The sequence below is a fragment of the Leptothoe sp. LEGE 181152 genome (genome assembly GCF_032906605.1).
GTDB classification, from domain to species: domain Bacteria; phylum Cyanobacteriota; class Cyanobacteriia; order Phormidesmidales; family Phormidesmidaceae; genus Leptothoe; species Leptothoe turfae.
Genome location: NZ_JASATU010000047.1, coordinates 70241 through 88618, shown reverse-complemented (window position 1 = coordinate 88618; position 18378 = coordinate 70241). Strand labels below are relative to the sequence as shown.

The 18378-nt window shown below is 48.1% G+C and carries 15 protein-coding genes; 10 read left to right on the top strand and 5 right to left on the bottom strand.

The features are described 5' to 3' along the window. Positions 1–7 precede the first annotated feature (7 nt). Positions 8–1450 carry an undecaprenyl-phosphate galactose phosphotransferase WbaP gene (wbaP, locus tag QGP82_RS22890; protein WP_499061136.1) on the top strand — a complete coding sequence of 481 codons (1443 nt, stop codon included), beginning with the start codon at positions 8–10 and terminating at the stop codon, positions 1448–1450. Next, positions 1440–2720, top strand: a complete 1281-nt coding sequence (locus tag QGP82_RS22885; protein ID WP_499061135.1) for an O-antigen ligase family protein — start codon at positions 1440–1442, stop codon at positions 2718–2720. The genes wbaP and QGP82_RS22885 overlap by 11 nt, the downstream gene beginning before the upstream one ends. 190 nt (positions 2721–2910) lie before the next feature. Here QGP82_RS22885 and petL read toward each other — a convergent pair whose 3' ends face one another. Continuing rightward, the gene (petL, locus tag QGP82_RS22880; protein ID WP_163662370.1) at positions 2911–3006 is read right to left on the bottom strand and encodes a cytochrome b6-f complex subunit PetL; all 96 of its coding nucleotides are present in this window, start codon (positions 3004–3006) and stop codon (positions 2911–2913) included. A gap of 185 nt (positions 3007–3191) precedes the next feature. On the opposite strand from petL, the gene leuC reads away from it, so the two are divergent. The 3 genes from leuC (at position 3192) to QGP82_RS22865 (ending at position 7991) form a co-directional block, all read left to right on the top strand. Beyond that, a complete protein-coding gene (gene leuC, locus QGP82_RS22875) occupies positions 3192–4595 on the top strand; it encodes a 3-isopropylmalate dehydratase large subunit (protein WP_163662372.1) in 1404 nt (467 codons plus the stop codon). 378 nt (positions 4596–4973) lie between these two features. Next, complete coding sequence (locus tag QGP82_RS22870; RefSeq protein WP_163662374.1) at positions 4974–5606, top strand: Crp/Fnr family transcriptional regulator; 633 nt, start codon at positions 4974–4976, stop codon at positions 5604–5606. Positions 5607–6179: 573 nt separating this feature from the next. Further along, the gene (locus QGP82_RS22865) at positions 6180–7991 is read left to right on the top strand and encodes an alpha-amylase family glycosyl hydrolase (RefSeq protein ID WP_499061134.1); all 1812 of its coding nucleotides are present in this window, start codon (positions 6180–6182) and stop codon (positions 7989–7991) included. A gap of 134 nt (positions 7992–8125) precedes the next feature. Here QGP82_RS22865 and QGP82_RS22860 read toward each other — a convergent pair whose 3' ends face one another. Continuing rightward, complete coding sequence (locus QGP82_RS22860) at positions 8126–8398, bottom strand: hypothetical protein (RefSeq protein WP_499061133.1); 273 nt, start codon at positions 8396–8398, stop codon at positions 8126–8128. Between the two features lie 146 nt (positions 8399–8544). On the opposite strand from QGP82_RS22860, the gene leuD reads away from it, so the two are divergent. After that, on the top strand, positions 8545–9141 hold the full coding sequence (gene leuD / locus QGP82_RS22855) for a 3-isopropylmalate dehydratase small subunit (protein ID WP_499061306.1): 597 nt from the start codon (positions 8545–8547) through the stop codon (positions 9139–9141). Between the two features lie 95 nt (positions 9142–9236). Here the strand turns inward: leuD and pyk are convergent, their stop codons facing one another. Further along, positions 9237–11024 (bottom strand): pyruvate kinase, encoded by a 1788-nt coding sequence (gene pyk, locus QGP82_RS22850; RefSeq protein WP_163662380.1) that lies wholly within the window; start codon positions 11022–11024, stop codon positions 9237–9239. Positions 11025–11437: 413 nt separating this feature from the next. Here pyk and crtR point away from each other — a divergent pair, with 413 nt between their 5' ends. Beyond that, on the top strand, positions 11438–12328 hold the full coding sequence (gene crtR / locus QGP82_RS22845; protein WP_348917908.1) for a beta-carotene hydroxylase: 891 nt from the start codon (positions 11438–11440) through the stop codon (positions 12326–12328). A 129-nt stretch (positions 12329–12457) separates the two neighbouring features. Here crtR and aroH read toward each other — a convergent pair whose 3' ends face one another. Together aroH and sppA are read right to left on the bottom strand one after the other, a co-directional pair. Continuing rightward, the gene (gene aroH / locus QGP82_RS22840; RefSeq protein WP_163662381.1) at positions 12458–12871 is read right to left on the bottom strand and encodes a chorismate mutase; all 414 of its coding nucleotides are present in this window, start codon (positions 12869–12871) and stop codon (positions 12458–12460) included. Positions 12872–12963: 92 nt separating this feature from the next. Beyond that, positions 12964–13824: a signal peptide peptidase SppA gene (sppA, locus tag QGP82_RS22835; protein ID WP_163702793.1), complete on the bottom strand. Its 861-nt coding sequence runs from the start codon at positions 13822–13824 to the stop codon at positions 12964–12966. Between the two features lie 182 nt (positions 13825–14006). On the opposite strand from sppA, the gene QGP82_RS22830 reads away from it, so the two are divergent. The 3 genes from QGP82_RS22830 to QGP82_RS22820 all read left to right on the top strand — a co-directional run bounded on the left by QGP82_RS22830 (position 14007) and on the right by QGP82_RS22820 (position 18347). Continuing rightward, entirely contained in the window at positions 14007–15125 is a 1119-nt protein-coding gene (locus tag QGP82_RS22830) for a DMT family transporter (protein ID WP_163662385.1), read from the top strand. Between the two features lie 570 nt (positions 15126–15695). Continuing rightward, positions 15696–17120 (top strand): HEAT repeat domain-containing protein, encoded by a 1425-nt coding sequence (locus QGP82_RS22825; RefSeq protein ID WP_499061132.1) that lies wholly within the window; start codon positions 15696–15698, stop codon positions 17118–17120. Between the two features lie 153 nt (positions 17121–17273). After that, positions 17274–18347: a glycosyltransferase family 4 protein gene (locus tag QGP82_RS22820; RefSeq protein WP_499061131.1), complete on the top strand. Its 1074-nt coding sequence runs from the start codon at positions 17274–17276 to the stop codon at positions 18345–18347. Positions 18348–18378 lie beyond the last annotated feature (31 nt).

Sequence of the window (18378 nt, the reverse complement as noted above, 5' to 3'; positions counted from 1 at the left end):
TGTGCACATGACTCTTTCTCAGCCGACTAAACCTGCGATCGCACCCCTCAAAGTGCATGCCCACCCCGGCTACATGGTGACCGCTCTGATCACGTGTGATGCCCTATGTTTAAGCTTAGCTGGCATTATTAGCGTCTACGTCCGTCTATGGTTCAACGGCCAATATGAACCTTCCTTATATTGGGAGTTATGGCCGTTCCTGGGTCTGTTTTTACTGGGCTATGGGTTAGCAGGGTTATACCCAGGTCAAGGTATCGGGCCAGTGGAGGAACTTCGCCGCTTAGCCCTAACCACCACACTGCTTTATCTCACCCTGGGGTCTGCCGTCTTTCTTTTCCGAGACTTAGAGCTTTACTCCCGTGCCGCATTTCTGATGGCCTGGGGTCTGTCGATTATTCTGCCGCTACTGGGTCGCTATGGCCTCAGGGCCTTGGTCGCAAAACGCTCTTGGTGGGGTTATCCAGTATTGGTACTCGGGGCAGGCAAAACAGGGGCCCTAGTCATTCGTACCTTACATCGCCAACCGGCCCTAGGCCTCAAGCCCGTAGCTGTACTCGATGATGACGTCAGCAAACACGGCTATCTTGAAGGCGTTCCCGTGATTGGTAACTTAGCTCAGGCTCCAGTATTGGCTGGTCGTGACCAGATTCCCTACGCCATCATGGCCATGCCAGGGGTCCATCGAGATCGGTTACTGTATGTTGCTCAACACTACGGTCGTGCCTTTCCCCATCTCCTAATTATTCCTGACCTGTTTGGCATGGCTAGCCTGTGGGTTGCGGCCCGTGATCTCGGGGGGGTGTTGGGTCTAGAGTCTCAACAACAACTCTTACTCCCTGGTCCAAAACTCACTAAAAGCCTTCTAGATCAATGCCTGACCTTAATTGTCGGCCTGGTGTCTTTTCCCTTAATTGTCTTAATTGCTCTGGCCATTCGCATTGATTCACCCGGGCCTATTCTCTACCGACAGACCCGCATTGGTCGCAACGGTCGTCCATTTAAAGCCTGGAAATTTCGCACCATGGTCCCCAATGCCGAGCGGGTGCTCAAAGACTATCTACAAAGCCAACCTGAGCTACAAACCCACTGGAGCAAAGACCGCAAGCTCAAATACGACCCACGGATTACGCGCCTAGGGCGATGGTTACGACGCACCAGCCTCGATGAACTCCCCCAGCTCTGGAACGTTCTGCGAGGAGAGATGAGTCTTGTCGGTCCCCGTCCCATTGTCCATGACGAAGTAAAACTGTATAAGGAAAAATTCCAACTCTATACCCAGGTGTTGCCTGGCTTGACGGGTCTGTGGCAGGTCTCAGGACGCAATAACATCACCTACCAAGAACGAGTGAATCTTGACGCCTATTATGTTCGCAACTGGTCGGTCTGGCTAGATATCTACATCCTAATTCGAACTATTTGGGTAGTAATTGTGGGGGACGGTGCGTATTAATTCAGTCCAATCTACCAATGGCAGTTTTTTAGGCGGGTCCTGGCATATTTGGCTGTGGCTAGCAGCCCTGGTAATTCTGCCGTTTGCCAGCTATCTCAGCTTGGTTATCTTAGTTGGCCTCATGGTAGGGGCACTTTGCCAAAGATTTCAGGCCATTAGTCAGGTACTGTGGCAGCAGGGGTATGGACTGCTGACAGCAGGGTTACTACTCAGCGCTTGCTTTGCCGCCAATGCTGGCGACGCCTGGTTACAGCTCGCTAATTTTCTACCCTATTTCCTTCTGATTGGCGTACTTTCGACTGCCCAACGTTTTCAACCGCCAAGGCCCACATTGACGATGGTGGCCCAAGCCATCGTCCTGGGCTCTTTACCCTTCAGCATTTTGGCCTTGGTTGAATACATTGTCAGATTTCCAGGTATCACAGCTCACGTTGGCGACTGGTCAATCTTTCAGTGGGTGTTCGATGTCAGTTTCACCGGGCATCGTGCCCATGCCAACCTGAGCCACCCCAACATTTTGAGCAATTATCTCACCATTGTATTGGGACTGGGCCTAGGGTTGCTGGTCGGGCAAATGTGTGGGACTACTGCACAGCCATCTGCTGATACGAGAGCTTCAGCACACTCACCATTGATGACAACGACTTTAAGCATCGCTGTGGTCCTGGCTGGTATAGGCATCTTTTGCACCAGCTCTCGCAATGGCCTCATAGCCGCCGTTATTCTGCTATTGATTGCCGGTTATCTAGTTCGACGCCATCGCTGGGTATGGTTGCTGGGTATCGTGATTCTGAGCGCAATTGGCACAGGATTACTCGTTTTAGGATTTGGTGGTCGGCATCTCAGTCTTGCTCTCTTTACCGACGACCCCCGGGTTAAAGCCTGGCAAATTGCCATCGATCTCATTCGCCAGCGACCCTTATTGGGCTGGGGTTTAGGGGGGTTTAGTCATCAGTATGTCCCCTTTAGTGTGACCGATCACGAACGTCTTTTTCATCCCCACAACCTTTGGCTATATCTAGCCTGTGATACCGGTATTCCCACTATGGTGCTCTTTTGCTGGGTGATTGGCCGAACCTATCTTGCGGGTCTCCGTCGGCTAGTGAGTCACCTCGACCCAACGTTACTCAGTTATATCCTTGGGTTCACTGGCTGTATTCTGTTTAGTCTGTTCGACGTCACCCTCTTCGATGCTCGCATTAATGTACTTAGCTGGTTTCTTATAGGAGGCATCAGTATTCTGGCAACCCCAGCCTGGAAAAACCAATAAAAAAACTGCGGGCGCAGACCATTATGTCCAGTTACCCACAGCTATTTTCAAATGTTTGAAATATCAAAAATTTAAGAAACAGTAGTCATCAAGATTTGGCCTTTGGATATGCAGACAATGTCATACGCAAATCATGTCTCTCCGGCGGCAAATTTTCTAATTCCTGATCAATCCTTGGTTTTGGATGAGCTTAGATGAGCTTTGCAGCTTTGAGACCGTAGTACATGCCCATGCCAGCGGCAGCAGTGCCAAACAAAATCACTAAATAAACTAGTGCTGCGGTCATCACTAACACTCCTTTCTATAAAAACAAATAAAGTCCTGTATCTTTTTATTGAAACATGTTCGCTGACCGTTTGTCGTCAGCAGCTGGCCTTTCATACCTTTGATAGATTGTCCACCAGACATTTAATGTGAGCCTCTAAGGCTAGAATGGAAAGCCTAGCGATTTTTGTTAGATAGAGACAGCGCATGAGTAAGGGCACATTATTCGACAAAGTTTGGGATCTGCATACGGTTACAACACTGCTTTCTGGTCAGACCCAGCTTTTTATTGGCCTACATCTGATCCACGAGGTCACCAGTCCTCAGGCCTTTGCTATGCTGCGCGATCGCAACCTCACGGTGATGTTTCCAGAACGCACCGTCGCCACCGTCGATCACATCGTGCCCACCGACAGCCAAGCCCGTCCATTTGCCGATAGCCTGGCAGAGGAAATGATCGTTGCCCTCGAAAGCAACACTAAGACTAACGATATTCGCTTTTTTAATGTAGGGTCTGGTCACCAGGGCATTGTCCATGTCATCGCCCCTGAACAAGGTCTCACCCAGCCTGGTATGACCATCGCCTGCGGTGATAGCCACACATCTACCCATGGAGCATTTGGAGCGATTGCCTTTGGCATTGGCACCAGTCAGGTACGGGATGTGCTTGCCTCCCAAACACTCTCCCTCGACAAGCTCAAAGTCCGACGCATAGAAGTCAATGGCACCCTGGCACCTGGAGTCTATGCCAAAGACGTTATTTTGCACATTATCCGCACCTTGGGCGCAAAGGGTGGCGCGGGCTATGCCTATGAGTATGCTGGCAGCGCCATCGAGGCCATGTCGATGGAAGAGCGCATGACCCTGTGCAACATGTCCATTGAGGGTGGGGCTCGTTGTGGCTATGTCAATCCTGACCAGATTACCTACGACTATCTCAAGGGACGAGAATTTGCCCCCCAAGGTGACGCATTTGAAAAAGCCGTTGTTTGGTGGGAAAGCCTACGCAGCGATACCGATGCCGATTACGATGATGTCATCGTATTTGACGCCCAAGACATTGCCCCCACAGTCACCTGGGGCATTAGTCCTGATCAGGCCATTGGTGTAGATGAAACCATTCCTAACTTGGCATCATTCTCCTCAGAAGAACAAGCCTTAATCCAAGAAGCCTATACCTATATGGACTTGGGCCCTGGTCAGCCCATGTTGGGCACCCCTATCGATGTTTGCTTCATTGGTAGCTGCACCAACGGTCGCCTGAGCGATTTACGAGAAGCCGCCAAGGTAGCCAAAGGGCGTCATGTTGCCTCAGGCATCCAAGCCTTTGTCGTTTCAGGTTCTGAGCAAGTCAAACAGCAAGCCGAAGCCGAGGGATTAGATAAAATCTTTGTCGAGGCTGGCTTTGAATGGCGAGAGCCTGGCTGTTCTATGTGTTTAGCCATGAACCCCGACAAACTACAGGGACGTCAAATCAGCGCATCCTCTTCAAACCGAAACTTCAAAGGTCGGCAGGGCTCTGCCTCAGGAAGAACATTATTAATGAGTCCGGCGATGGTGGCTCTAGCCGCTATCAATGGCCAAGTGAGTGATGTGCGCAGCCTACTCTAAGAGGCTTCTCACGTCCTAAAAGAACTCCCTGAACAGCAAAACTGTAGATTTTCTCTGCTCAAGCATAAACACCTGCCACCAAAAGGTTTCGCTTTTCTTAACCTTTTGATTACCTCACGTTAAGTTTTTGCTTTAATCATGTCGGTATTATCGACTAAACAAATTTAACTAATGCTGCCAAATCAAGGATTAACCTTGGCGATTTGACAATTTATCCACCTACTTTTCCATACTGAAGGGTTATTGAGAAAAGCAGCAGTACTAGTTTCATATTTAGCAGAGTTATTCAGACGTTGCCGTTGGCTAAAATACATCTCTGCTGTCGATACTTACACAAACGATTGCTCATAAAGCATTCACAGGGGCCTAGTTCTTTCTATGTCAGTCTCACAGCTCACCCAAAGAAGTCGCACATCAGATCACTATATTGCTCTACTAGAGCAGCTTTACCACGAGAGAAATCTTACACAATTTACAGCAGCGCATAGCATTCCCCTCAGACGTAGTGAAATCTATGTGATTTGCCGAGGTATTGTCCAACTCCACACAATTCATCCAGATGGCAGTGAAACATTGCTGGGATTAGCAGGTCCTTCCATGCCCTTTGGTCTGAGCTTAACGGGCGTTAGTCCTTACTGGGCAACAGCGTTAACACCAGTTGATGTTTTGCCCCTATCTATGGCAGAGCTAGAAAATTCACCCACCCTGATGGCAGGATTATTTACTCACCTATCACGACGTCTTCAGCAATCAGAAGCATGGCTTGCCCTATCTGGTAAGCGTCTGGTAGCCGATCGATTGCGTCAGCTTTTGATTATGCTAGCCCAGGAGTTTGGCCAGGTCGAACCTCAAGGTGTAAGGCTGACAATTCGTCTCACGCATCACCAACTAGCAACCACAATTGGTACCACGCGTGTTACGGTAACACGCTTGCTCAGAGATTTTCGCAAAGAAGGATGGCTGACAATTCATCAACGCTATCTAATTTTGCCGTTGAGCATGCTTTCATAAGTTTTGGCGAAATTTAATTCACACACCATTAGTGAACTTAAACTTGCTCTGAGCCATCAGGATGATAATTCATGAACCAACCAAGGGTTTTAGCTATGTCTTGATTACATCACAGGCCCTTAAATCACATACGGGTATCTGGCAATCTACCAGATACCTTTTTTATTTTTTCTGAGTATCCTCACAATTCCACATTTTAGATAGGCTTCAGAGTTTATTTAAAGATATGAAGCATCCCCGATATTTGTACTGACATCCAAACCTTTCGAAAAAACCAGTGATAACCTAGTTACTCATAAGAACAAATCCCACAGATCAATTATTGAATTCTACTGGTATCCAATATTAGGCAATTCTTTTAGGTGGTGAATTATCCAACCACCTGGGTTAAGCTGTCCCAAATAGACCTTAATTGATCTAGTTATTCAAAAACTCGCTAGACATTCACTCATCAGGAATATTTGAAAAATTGCGGGATCAAGGTTTTTTACCTTGGGCCTTAAGTTTATTTGACTGCATCCGCTTTTCTGCACCTTTGGTGCCTGCCAACGCAATACACATCAGACTTTATTCATGCTGACAACGTCTAAAGCTGCAATATCCTTCGAACGCTTTACAGCTAAGGTTTATCCCCTTCTAAAGAGGGTCTATGCCGAGAAACAAATCGATAGTCTGCTCCCTCGGCTCTACGACATGATCCAGGAGGAGCTTAAGTCACACTCCCAGGAGGATTTAGGTAAATGGGATCAGGATAAAATTCTACTCATTACCTACGGTGATAGTATTTGCAGCGAGGATGCATCCCCTCTACAAACACTAAACCAGTTTCTCAATACTCATTTGGCCGACACCGTGACAGGGGTTCATATTCTGCCCTTTTTTCCCTATAGCTCTGATGATGGCTTTGCTGTCATAGACTTTTTGGAGGTTAATCCTCGTCTGGGTAATTGGGCCGACGTTGAAGCCATTGGACGCAACTTTAATCTCATGTTTGATTTGGTTGCTAATCACGTCTCTAGCAAAAGCGACTGGTTTGAACAGTTCAAACAGGATCAGTTACCAGGTCGCAACTACTTTATTAATCTGCCAAAAGATACTCCCACTGCTGATGTCGTGCGGCCACGCAGCAGCCCCGTGTTAACTCCAGTGGAAACCATCAAAGGAGTCCAACATGTATGGACGACCTTTAGCGCTGATCAAGTCGATTTAGACTACAGCAATCCAGATGTCTTTTTAGAATTTATCGATATTATTCTGGCCTATGCCCGTCATGGGGCCCGTTATATTCGCTTAGATGCGGTTGGCTTCCTATGGAAATCCCCAGGCACTTGTTGCATTCATTTGCCTGAGACCCACGCTTTAATTCAAACATTTCGCGAAATTTTACAAATGGTAGATCCAGGGATTGCCCTGATTACCGAAACTAATGTCCCTAATCGCGAAAACCTCAGCTATTTTGGGGACCGCAACGAAGCCCATATGATTTACAACTTCAGCTTGCCACCGCTGCTGCTGAATGCGTTGATGCAGGGTCGTGCAGATCACCTCAAAACATGGATGATGAGTATGCCTCCAGCTCCCATTGGCTGCGCTTACTTCAACTTCACCGCATCCCATGATGGTATTGGTCTGCGGCCTACTGAAGGACTGTTAGAGGATGGAGAATTTCAAACACTCATAAACACCATGCGAAGCTTTGGTGCGCAAATTAGTATGCGCAGTAAAGCCGATGGTAGTGAATCTCCCTATGAGATCAATATTTCTCTATTTGATGCACTGCAAGGGACGGCTCAAGGGCCAGATCAATGGCAGATTGAGCGTTTTATCTGCTCCCAAACAGTCATGATGTCCCTAGAGGGAATTCCTGCGTTCTATATCCATAGTTTGTTGGCCACACCTAACGACATCGAAGGCATGGAAGCCACTGGTCACAATCGCTCGATCAACCGTCACTGCTGGGATAAACAGCGGTTAGATACTCTTCTTGAAAATCCTGAATCTCCCCAAGCAACTGTATTAGCAGAGCTATCACGTCTTATTCAAATTCGTCGTCAGCAGAAGGCATTTCATCCAAATGCAACTCAATACACTTTGCATCCAGACAATCCAGCTCTTTTTGCCTTCTGGCGTCAGAGCCTAGCTCGCGATCAGAGCATTTTTTCGATTCATAATCTCAGCAACCACCCCCATACTCTGCATCTGAACGAACTCAACTTAGTAAATACTGATAGTTGGATGGATCTCATTAGCGGCGAAAGCTTTGATGATCTACATGGGGTTTACAAGCTAAAACCATACCAGTCAGTCTGGCTGACCAATCGTCCTTATTACGATGCTGCCAATACGCCTGATCATGTCGATCTTGAGTTTCTCTATCGGACTTAAAAAAGGGGGCATCAACCCAAGCCTCAAAATCTAGGTTGAGTGGGAGTTTAAAGGTACAAATTATGCCTCTGCTCGCAGCCAACTCGGATTTTAAGTGTTGAGTTGACCAATGGGCGTGACAAGACCATCAATGCTCACACTCCCTTTTTCGACCTGATACTGAGCAAACCATCAGGACCTTTTTTCTCAGCCCAAGCAGACAATGTGGGGCGTTGTCCTTGGTAGTCATACAGGGGCATGCCATAGCCGCATGAGATTTGAACCCGGTGGACATCAATTATGATGATCTGCCGGGTTCCCACTATGCTGGGAAATTTGGGTGCTAAGTCTTGCCATTGCTCATCACTGGGTAGCATCAAATTTTCGTGACCATATAGTCGCAGAATTAACGAGAGAACGTTTGACATCACGTTACCATGGTGGACTAGTAACGTATTACACAGTAGTGCCTTAAACACATCCAAGGTTAACCACCTGGCTTATTGAGCCTTGCGGCTCTTGGTTTGAATATGGCCCATCAGCACACCAGGATAGTTTCTCTATGGTTCAGACAATGTCTCAAATCATGTCGGTCACCGGTCGCGGTATTCCTCTCCTCGGAAATGACATTGATACCGATCGGATTATCCCGGCTCGCTTTCTTCGCTGTGTGACGTTCGACGGATTAGGAGAGAACGTTTTTGCCGATGATCGCGTCCAGGGTAACGGCACCCATTCATTTGATCAATCTCAGTATCAAAACGCCAAAATTTTGGTAGTAAATAGTAACTTTGGCTGTGGTTCGTCCCGTGAGCATGCACCTCAATCTATTATGCGCTGGGGCATCAAAGCGATTATTGGTGAAAGTTTTGCAGAAATTTTTCTAGGCAATTGTGTTGCGATCGGTATGCCTTGCGCTACAGCTACCCCTGAAGTTGTTGCCAGCCTGCAAGCACTCATCGCAAAGTCTCCTGACAAGGAATTTTCTCTCGATTTGGAAAATCAGACTGTCGCTGGGGACAACTTTAGGGAGTCAGTTGCTATCAAAGAAGGCAACCGTCAAATGTTTATCAACGGCACTTGGGACGCGTGCGGTCAACTGTTAAATCAAGCAGTGCAAATTAAGGCAACAGCTGCCAATCTTCCCTATGTCAACTGGGACAATGCATAGATAATCCTAATTGAGTCAAACATAGGGGTAGCTGTTACACGGTTTTGTGTAACAGCTACTTCGGGCACGATCAGTCAGGATTTCGTATGAGACATCTAATATGCCATGGTCATCATCTCTCGGGGATGAAGATTAGTGGCACCTGAGTTCACCACACCTCGTTTGGCATCCACTGTGATGATGGTGCCGTCGCGAATAATGCCGGTAGCATTGGTTACGCCCACTAAAACTGGAATACCAAGACGCAGACCAAGCACTGCTGCATGACCTGTATGGCTCGGATCTTCAGTAATGATGCCGCCAGCGTGGCGAATGATATCAACGTAATCAGCACTAGTACTGGGAACAACCAAAATCTCACCAGGATTAAAGTTGCTCACAGCTAAGGCTTTGTTGACCACACGGGCTCGACCGCTGACCACACCCTCACCAATGCCTTTGCCATGGCCTAACACAGCGGTCACTAACTCCACCTTGATCAGGTCAGTGGATCCCGACACACCTTGCAAGGTGCCCGCAGTCATGACCACTAGATCACCGTCATGGAGTAATTCTTTTTCTTGGGCGACGTTGACTGCCGACTGGAAAGTTTGACTGCTAGAAGGTAGATCCACCACTAGCAGAGGTTTAACTCCCCATACCAACTGCAACCGACGAGCTACCTCAACATGGGGTGTGACTGCCAAAATGGGCGTTGGTGGCCGAAATTTGGAAACGTTACGAGCCGTTGCTCCGGTTTTGGTCAACGACATAATTGCGGCGGCATCCAGCTGGGAAGCAATCTGCCCCACTGCCCGACTAATGGCATTGGGAATGGTACGACTGGTGGCGGCATCAGAGTCTGGAGAAATTTGTTCTCGTTCAGTTCGCATGGCAATCTTGGCCATGGTAGCTACGGCTTCCACTGGATATTCACCCACCGCCGTTTCATTCGATAGCATCACAGCATCGGTGCCGTCGAGAATAGCATTGGCGACATCGGAAACTTCTGCCCTGGTTGGCCGAGGATTGCTGACCATACTGTCGAGCATCTGAGTTGCGGTAATCACTGGAATACCTAGACGATTAGCAGTCGCAATCAGGCGCTTTTGCAGAATCGGGACATCTTCAGCTGGGAGCTCTACTCCTAAATCCCCCCGAGCCACCATCACACCATCAGACAGAGATAAAATAGCCTCCATCTGCTCAATGGCCTCATGTTTCTCAATTTTGACAATGACGGGGACCCGCTTACCAGCGTTCGTAATGATCTCTTTAATCTCTAGAACATCTTGAGGATTGCGCACAAAACTTAGGGCAACCCAATCCACGCCCTGATCAAGGCCAAAGGCAAGGTCTACTTTATCCTTTTCAGTCAGTGCCTTGATAGATAGATAAACCCCAGGAAAGTTAACACCTTTACTGTTGGAAAGCTTGCCACCAACCACCACTTCACAGTGGAGTTCGCGCTTTTCCATGTCTTTGTCAACCACCCGCATTTCCACCTTGCCGTCATCCAGCAGAATAGTGGCACCGGTTGGCACTTCTTCTACTAGAGCTTCATAGGTGACCGAACTAATTTCCTCAGTACCCGGCAGTTGGCGACTAGTCAGGATAAAGCTATCGCCTGTTTTTAGGTGAATAGAACCCGCTTCAAATTTACCCAGGCGAATCTTGGGACCCTGAAGATCCTGTAGGATGCCAACGGGTTGATTAAGCTCGAACGAGATTTGGCGAATCAACCGAATATTGCGTTGATGATCGTCGTGAGTACCATGGGAAAAGTTGAGGCGCAGGGTAGTGGCCCCAGCTTCAATTAGCGATCGCAACGTTGCAGGATCCTGAGTAGCTGGACCAATGGTGGATACGATCTTAGTCCGACGCAGGGCGTGGCGCAGTGGCATAGTGCTTTGTCCGTGGGCTAGCCGATAGTGGGTTAGTCAACACCCAATAGTGGGTTAGTTAACACCCAATTTAAACCTTCCGTTCTACTCGACGAAAAACAGTGGTTTTGGATGTGAACATGTGTTAACAAACCACCGGATAGTATCATGCCAGGGCTCGATTGTGCTTCAAAAACCCTTGAATTCTATGGTTAAGGCCTACCTGAAAGCTTAGAGACTCAATCCTTTCTTAGACTCTCCAACGATGTTGGCTAGACAACCGTCAGAAAAAACGTTGGCACTGATTATCAAGCAGTAGATTGTTTTGAGTCAGTTTGGAAAGTGTTAAGCAGTAAATGAGATAACGTCACAAAACTTTATTATCACCTCTAGGTAGCGTATACTTCGAAACATAGGTGTGAAGGAGTATTACTGTGGTTTCGGTGCCAACACATCCGGCAGTACTTAGACGAGTACCCAAGGATCTTTTAGACGCGGACGGTGGTGTTAGCCCAGACTTACTCATATTCGTAGGAGCAGTCCTATTGGTGACTATTGCTACGTTTGGGTATTTTGCCTGGAGCTTTCCCCACTGGATTTGTTTTGTTTTAAACACGGTGGGCTTACACCTAGTGGGAACGGTTATTCATGATGCATCCCACAATTCAGCCCACAGCAACCGCATTATCAATGCGGTTTTAGGCCATGGCAGCGCATTAATGCTGGGTTTTACATTCCCCGTGTTTACACGGGTACATCTACAGCACCATGCCAATGTCAATGATCCGGAAAATGATCCGGACCATTTTGTATCTACCTGCGGTCCTTTGTGGCTGATTGCACCGCGCTTTTTTTACCATGAGATTTACTTTTTCCAGCGACGACTGTGGAAGAAGTATGAGTTACTGGAATGGTTTTTAAGCCGTCTAGTCGTAGGGGGTCTAATTTACTCCGCCTATCGCTTTGGCTTTTTGAACTACTTTGCAAACTATTGGTTTGCACCAGCCTTGGTTGTAGGCGTGGCTTTAGGACTATTCTTCGACTATTTGCCCCATCGTCCCTTTGAGGAAAAAAATAGATGGAAGAATGCACGGGTCTATCCTAGTCGGCTATTGAATGTGCTGATTATGGGTCAGAATTATCACCTGGTGCATCATTTATGGCCATCCATACCTTGGTATAAATACCAGCCTGCTTATGAGGTGATGAAGCCTCTGTTAGACGAAAAGGGGGCTCCCCAATCATTAGGACTGCATCACCGCAAAGACTTCTGGGGATTTGTTTATGACATCTTTTTAGGCATTCGCTTGCACCACAAGAAGTAGCGCTTGGCGCACTAGATAGATAAGAATTCTTTGAATGTTTTATACAAAGGGGTTCCAGCCAAAGCTGGAACCCCTTTGTAATAGATTATTTCTGATTTATGATAGCCCCGCCAAGTTATCGAATGCTCACTATTGAACATGGGCTGAGGTGCTGACACTGGACCAATCAGGGCGCAAACCACTGGCTCCTCGCAGATAAGGATGGTAGATATCGGCTTTAGGCAGAGTCATGTAAGCATGGATCAAAAAACGAATGCACATGGGCAAGCTACCAGACACCTGCATATGCTGCACATCTAGCAAAGGAACAGTATCCCAGTCAGGGCGCTGCCGTGCGATCGCAGCTGGAAAAATTGCATCCAAATCAGACGTCACTGAAAACGTAACGCTAATCATAGAATCAGGTGTAATTGGATTTTTGGCTTCCAAGGCGTCGAGTAGTTCAGTGACTGCATTCGCGATCTCAGCTATTGAATTCTCAGGTACGGTAGTCGCACCTCGAATGGCACGCACTCGCCAGTCACCTATCTCTCCTTGCTGCATGTTGCCTATCCCTTGTACATTGCATGGCTGGCTCGCACCATCCCCTTAGATAGAGTAGCCTTTTCTAGGTCTGCTAGAAATCCATGCCCAGATTATCCACCAAACGGACCAGGCAATGTATTGCCTGGCGATTGATAGAGCCATAGGGGGACCCCTTGATAGGCAAGTTCAAACTCTAACCATCCCTGCATCCGAGGACTCATCCAAGGAAGCATCGCCTGACTATTACCCGGCAATAGCTTATTCCAAAACGGCTTACGCTCTTCAATGTTATAAATTTCAACCTTCTCTGGGTCCAAATCAGCGAGTTCAGCGGCCCACTGCTTGGCGTCAGCTTCTGTACCCACCCGATCGACTACACCTAATTCCAGCGCCTGGGCACCGGTGAAAATACGTCCATCTGCAAAACCGCGAACGACATCTTCATCTAAGTTACGTGCAGTTGCTACGGTCGACACAAACTGTCCATAACTGACATCAATCAGCTCTTGTAAAATTTTCTGCTCAGGCTGAGTCAGCTCTCGATCAAAGGACAAAATATCTTTGTAGGGGCCAGACTTGATCACCTTGAATGACACCCCAACCTTATCGAGCAAGCGCTCCAAGTTATTTCCCCGTAGAATAACGCCAATACTGCCAGTAATTGTGCCGGGATTCGTCACAATATGCTGAGCACCCATGCCAATGTAGACACCCCCAGAAGCAGAAATATTGCCAAAACTAGCGACAATTTTGACGGTTTCCTGGAGTTTTTTTAACGCACTATAAATCTCTTGAGAATCGCCCACCGTGCCGCCTGGGCTATCGATACGCAGCAACAGTGCCGGAAATTTCTTCTCTTTGACCTCTTCAAGGGCCTCCAATACTCGCTTCCGAGTTCCACCTGCAATTGCTCCAGAAATTTCGATACGGGCAATCTGTTTACGGAAACGTGGCTTGAATGGCCAAATCATAGACATTGACTGAATAAACGACGAACGTTCAGATGATTACTATAACCCCCTGCCGTAGGCTATTACAGCTTGATAATATCGAAAAATTGCTCAACAGCTTTGCAGGGAACGCCATCAGAACTTAACATAACTTTATAGTAAGGAACGTAGTTTTTCAGTCTCACCCATTCTTTCCCCGCTGCATGGCATCCCCCTTCAACCAGGAAAATACACCAGCCCTAGTTTTGATTGCCCCCTTCTTTTTGTGGGGTACGGCCATGGTGGCAATGAAGGGGGTGATTGACACGACTAGTCCTTTATTTCTAGCCACATTACGATTAATGCCCGCCGGCATACTGGTCCTAATGGTGGCGGCTATTTTAGGACGTAAACAACCGCAAAGCTGGCAGGGATGGGCGTGGATAGGGGGCTTTGCATTAGTCGACGGCACCCTATTTCAAGGTTTTTTAGCCGAAGGATTACAGCGCACAGGGGCCGGTCTTGGGTCGGTCATGATCGACTCTCAACCCATTGCAGTTGCCTTAATGGCTCGTTTCCTATTCAAAGAAATCGTTGGTCCTTTGGGATGGATCGGTTTGATATTAGGCATTCTTGGCATTAGCCTACTCGGCTTACCCGACGAATGGATTCTTCGTGCAGTCTCAGGCATGTCGACGGGTTTTACCACCGGTCACTGGCCCACCCAGACAGAGTTTTTTGGTAATCAGTTACCCATCGGTCAAGAGTTAATCACAATCCTGTTAGGGCATGGGGAGTGGTTAATGCTATTGGCAGCGTTGTCAATGGCGGTAGGGACAGTCATGATTGCCTATGTTTCTCGCCATGTAGACCCAGTAGTTGCCACTGGCTGGCATATGATCCTAGGTGGTATTCCCCTATTAGGCCTCTCTGCCTATACTGAAGTCAATCAGTGGCAAGGTATTACCATCACTGGGTGGTTAGCAATTCTTTATGCCACGGTGTTTGGTAGTGCCATTGCCTATGGCATCTTTTTCTACCTTGCCGCCAAGGGCAATCTCACAAGTCTGAGTGCCCTGACATTTCTAACCCCCGTATTTGCACTGACGTTTAGCACATCATTACTGTCAGAAAATCTCAGCACTGTTCAATGGACCGGGGTTGGATTTACGCTCATTAGTATCTATCTAGTTAATCAACGGGACGTCATTACTCAGGGACTAGTCAACATATTAACGGGGCCATCCGTCATCGGTTTGGCCAAAGCCATTAACCCTGAGCTAGCAAAATCCATGGAAGCCTGGCTCTACTCCCAAGGGGGTGTGGACCCGTCCTCGGATTGAGCATTATTACCATAGAGTGAAGCCCACAAGACCTTGACCACATCTGGTCTTCACATAGGTTGACCACATACTAAGAACTCTTGATAAATCAGCTCTTAGATTACTTAGTTATTTAGGTTAGTATTGGCTGCAAGCTGTCGAAACCTGTTGCGATCGCAAATGTCTCACATCAGTTGAGGTTTTTGCGACTCGATTGCTCTATTTTCTGGGGCTTTGGGGATTTTATATCATGTTGACGGGGCCAGAGCGAATGCTCTGACGACTGCAAGCTCAGCCAAAATTTTTAGGAACTTGGGCACATTTAAGCCATGGACTTGAACATGGCAATCCAAAATTTGGGTAAAGTTAGGAGAAAGCGCGGTGCTATTGCCGTTGGCTAGAGCGGTAATTTAATTCTTACAGGCTTCTACATGGCGATGCCATGGTGTTTTAATCACTGGTTAAGAAGCCCTTTCAAGATCAGAACGACCTGGTTGTGATATGGATTCAGCAGGAATCTGCCATTCAAAGCATTGAATAGTCGGTCTGTGCCGTGAACAGAGTGACGCAGGTACTGGATACTAAACTGATATGATTTGGCGCTCTACTCTAGTATTTTTAACAAGTCTGACAGCTTTCACGCTATCTGTGACAAGTCTGCAAGCCAAAGGTAGTCCCTCACTGATAGCGCAGTCTCCGAGCGTTAACCCAGATGCGGCGGTCAACACAGGTGAGCAAACTCCTGATTTTCGCAATAACTCCTCCAACTCTCCATTAGAAGGTGCTACTTCTGAGGAGCAGAAAGAGGAAATCAAGGCTTTACAGCAGGAGCTTAAAGAGCGCGGCTATTACAATGGGCCTATTGACGGTATTTATGGCCCCGTTACCGCTGCAGCTATTGAAAAATTACGTGGGCAGCAAAGTGAACAATCTGATGCTGCACCGCGCCTATTTTCACAATCTGATGTAATTGAAGCACCTGCCGACCCTGAAGCATCGGATGCGGCTGATCCAGATGCTGAAGATGGCGCTATAGGCACTCCAGAAGGCGAAGCAAATTCTGTGCGCATCAACGCAGAGAACGCAACGGTAGACGGAGAAGACATCAATATCGGTGATGAAGTTTCACCGGAAACAGGCATCAACAGTGGGGCTCCGAATACGCCTCCTGTAACATCTGCCCCTACTGCGACTACTCAGCCTGAGCCATCACCAGGATTGGGTAGGCTATTGTGGCCGGGCTTAGCGCTCATTGCAGCCCTCGGCAGCTTTGGCATCGGTTTTGTTCTGTCTAATCGGACCCAATCCACTGGTGACGATGAGCAAGATGCCCCCTGGGGAGCCGTCCCTAAAGAAGTCTCCCAGCCGACAACAGCTAATACGTCTTTGAATGGGCATACGACGGCTAATGGGACTGGCTCTGCGGCAGATGTAAATCATCTCGTTACGCCACAGCCTCCTAGTGGAGTCAACAATAGCTTGCCGGTCGTATCTAGCCCCGTGAGCGCGACTACTCGCCTGGCAAAAGTCGATGTAATTGATGAGCTCGTGGCCAATTTGCAGGTGGCCGATCCAAGCAAGCGTCGCAAGGCCATTTGGGAATTGGGTCAGCGAGGCAATTCCTCTGCTGTGCAACACCTGGTAAATAGCATGGTGGATGCGGACTCCAAAGAAAAGAGTCTGATTCTGGCAGCACTTTCAGAAATTGGCATTCGTTCTTTGAAACCAATGAATCGCGCCCTTGCGATCGCACTACAGGACGATAATCCGGATGTGCGCAAGAATGCGATTCGCGATTTAACTCGTGTCTACGATTTGGTCACTCAGATTAGCCAAATGTTGGGCCATGCCACCGAAGATGAAGATGCAGAAGTCCGTCGCACAGCAGAGTGGGCTTTAGAGCAGCTAAATCGTATTCGTGAAGCTCCTAAGATGCAATCCTCCTTAAATACGCTGGAAGCTTCGCGGGCCACTCCAGAACTGCTGCCCGATGAAGTGGAAAATATAACTAATTAGGCAGGCAGGAGCCAATTGGTTTGCATTGAAGCCTAGCTATATAGGCAAATCTATATTGTATCCAGCTCAAAATCTATCCACAAATGCTAGAAGTCAGTGAGTTGATCAAGCAGCACCCATAGTAGGGTCATAGGGCTGAGTTGATGCGGTTACATGGCACGGTGCTTAAGATTACTCTTTGTATCCACTCCCGTAGGCCCCCTAGGTTCAGGTCTAGGAGGCGGTGTTGAGCTGACAATAGTCAATCTAGTCAAAGCCTTGACCCAGCAAGGTCATCATATTGCGATCGCAGCGCCCGACAATTCCCAGATCGAGGGGGCGCAGCTGATCCAAGTTCCTGGTGCCCTGCAGTCCACAGCCCACACCCAGGGGCGGGATACACCGACCATCATGGTAGAGAATGCGGTTTTAGCTAACCAATGGACCTATGCACGTCAAGTGCAGCAGAGCTACGACCTGATTGTGAACTTCGCCTACGATTGGCTACCTTTTTACCTTACGCCGTTTTTTGATACCCCCATTGCCCACTTTGTCAGCATGGGCTCCCTCAGCGGCATCATGGACCAGGCCGTGGTCGACATCAATACTAAATTTCCCGGCACATTGGGGGCCTACACCCAAACCCAAACCGATACCTTCCCTGGTGGCCTGACCTGGGAAATTCTTAGCAGTGCCATTGACCTACAGCAGTACAGCTATTGCGACACACCAGAGCCGGAGTTGGCATGGTTAGGGCGTATTTCACCAGAGAAAGGGCTGGAAGATGCCGTTTCCGCTGTCCAGGAAACGCAAACTCCCCTGAAAATTTTAGGTAAGCTGGAAAACCCAGAGTACTGGGATACCATTCAGCGGACCTATCCCAATGCACCGATTGACTACCTGGGCTTTGTCAACACTCAGCAGCTACAGTCAACTGTCCGTCGCTGTCGAGGGTTACTGATGACACCTCGCTGGGTAGAAGCCTTTGGTAATGTAGCTATTGAAGCCTTAGCGTGTGGCGTCCCTGTAGTTGCCTATCGTCGCGGCGGTCCTGCCGAAATTATCGACCATGGTCAAACGGGCTGGTTAGTCGAGCCTGATAATGTCGCAGGTCTAGTCAATGGTATCGAACAGCTTGACCACATCGACCGTCGCTACTGCCGCCAGCAAGCAGAAATGAAATATTCTTTAGCCGCCCTCGGCAAACGTTTTGAGCACTGGTTTGAAGCGATCATTAAGACAGCCTAACTTAGGACACCTTTATGGGGTCTAATACGTT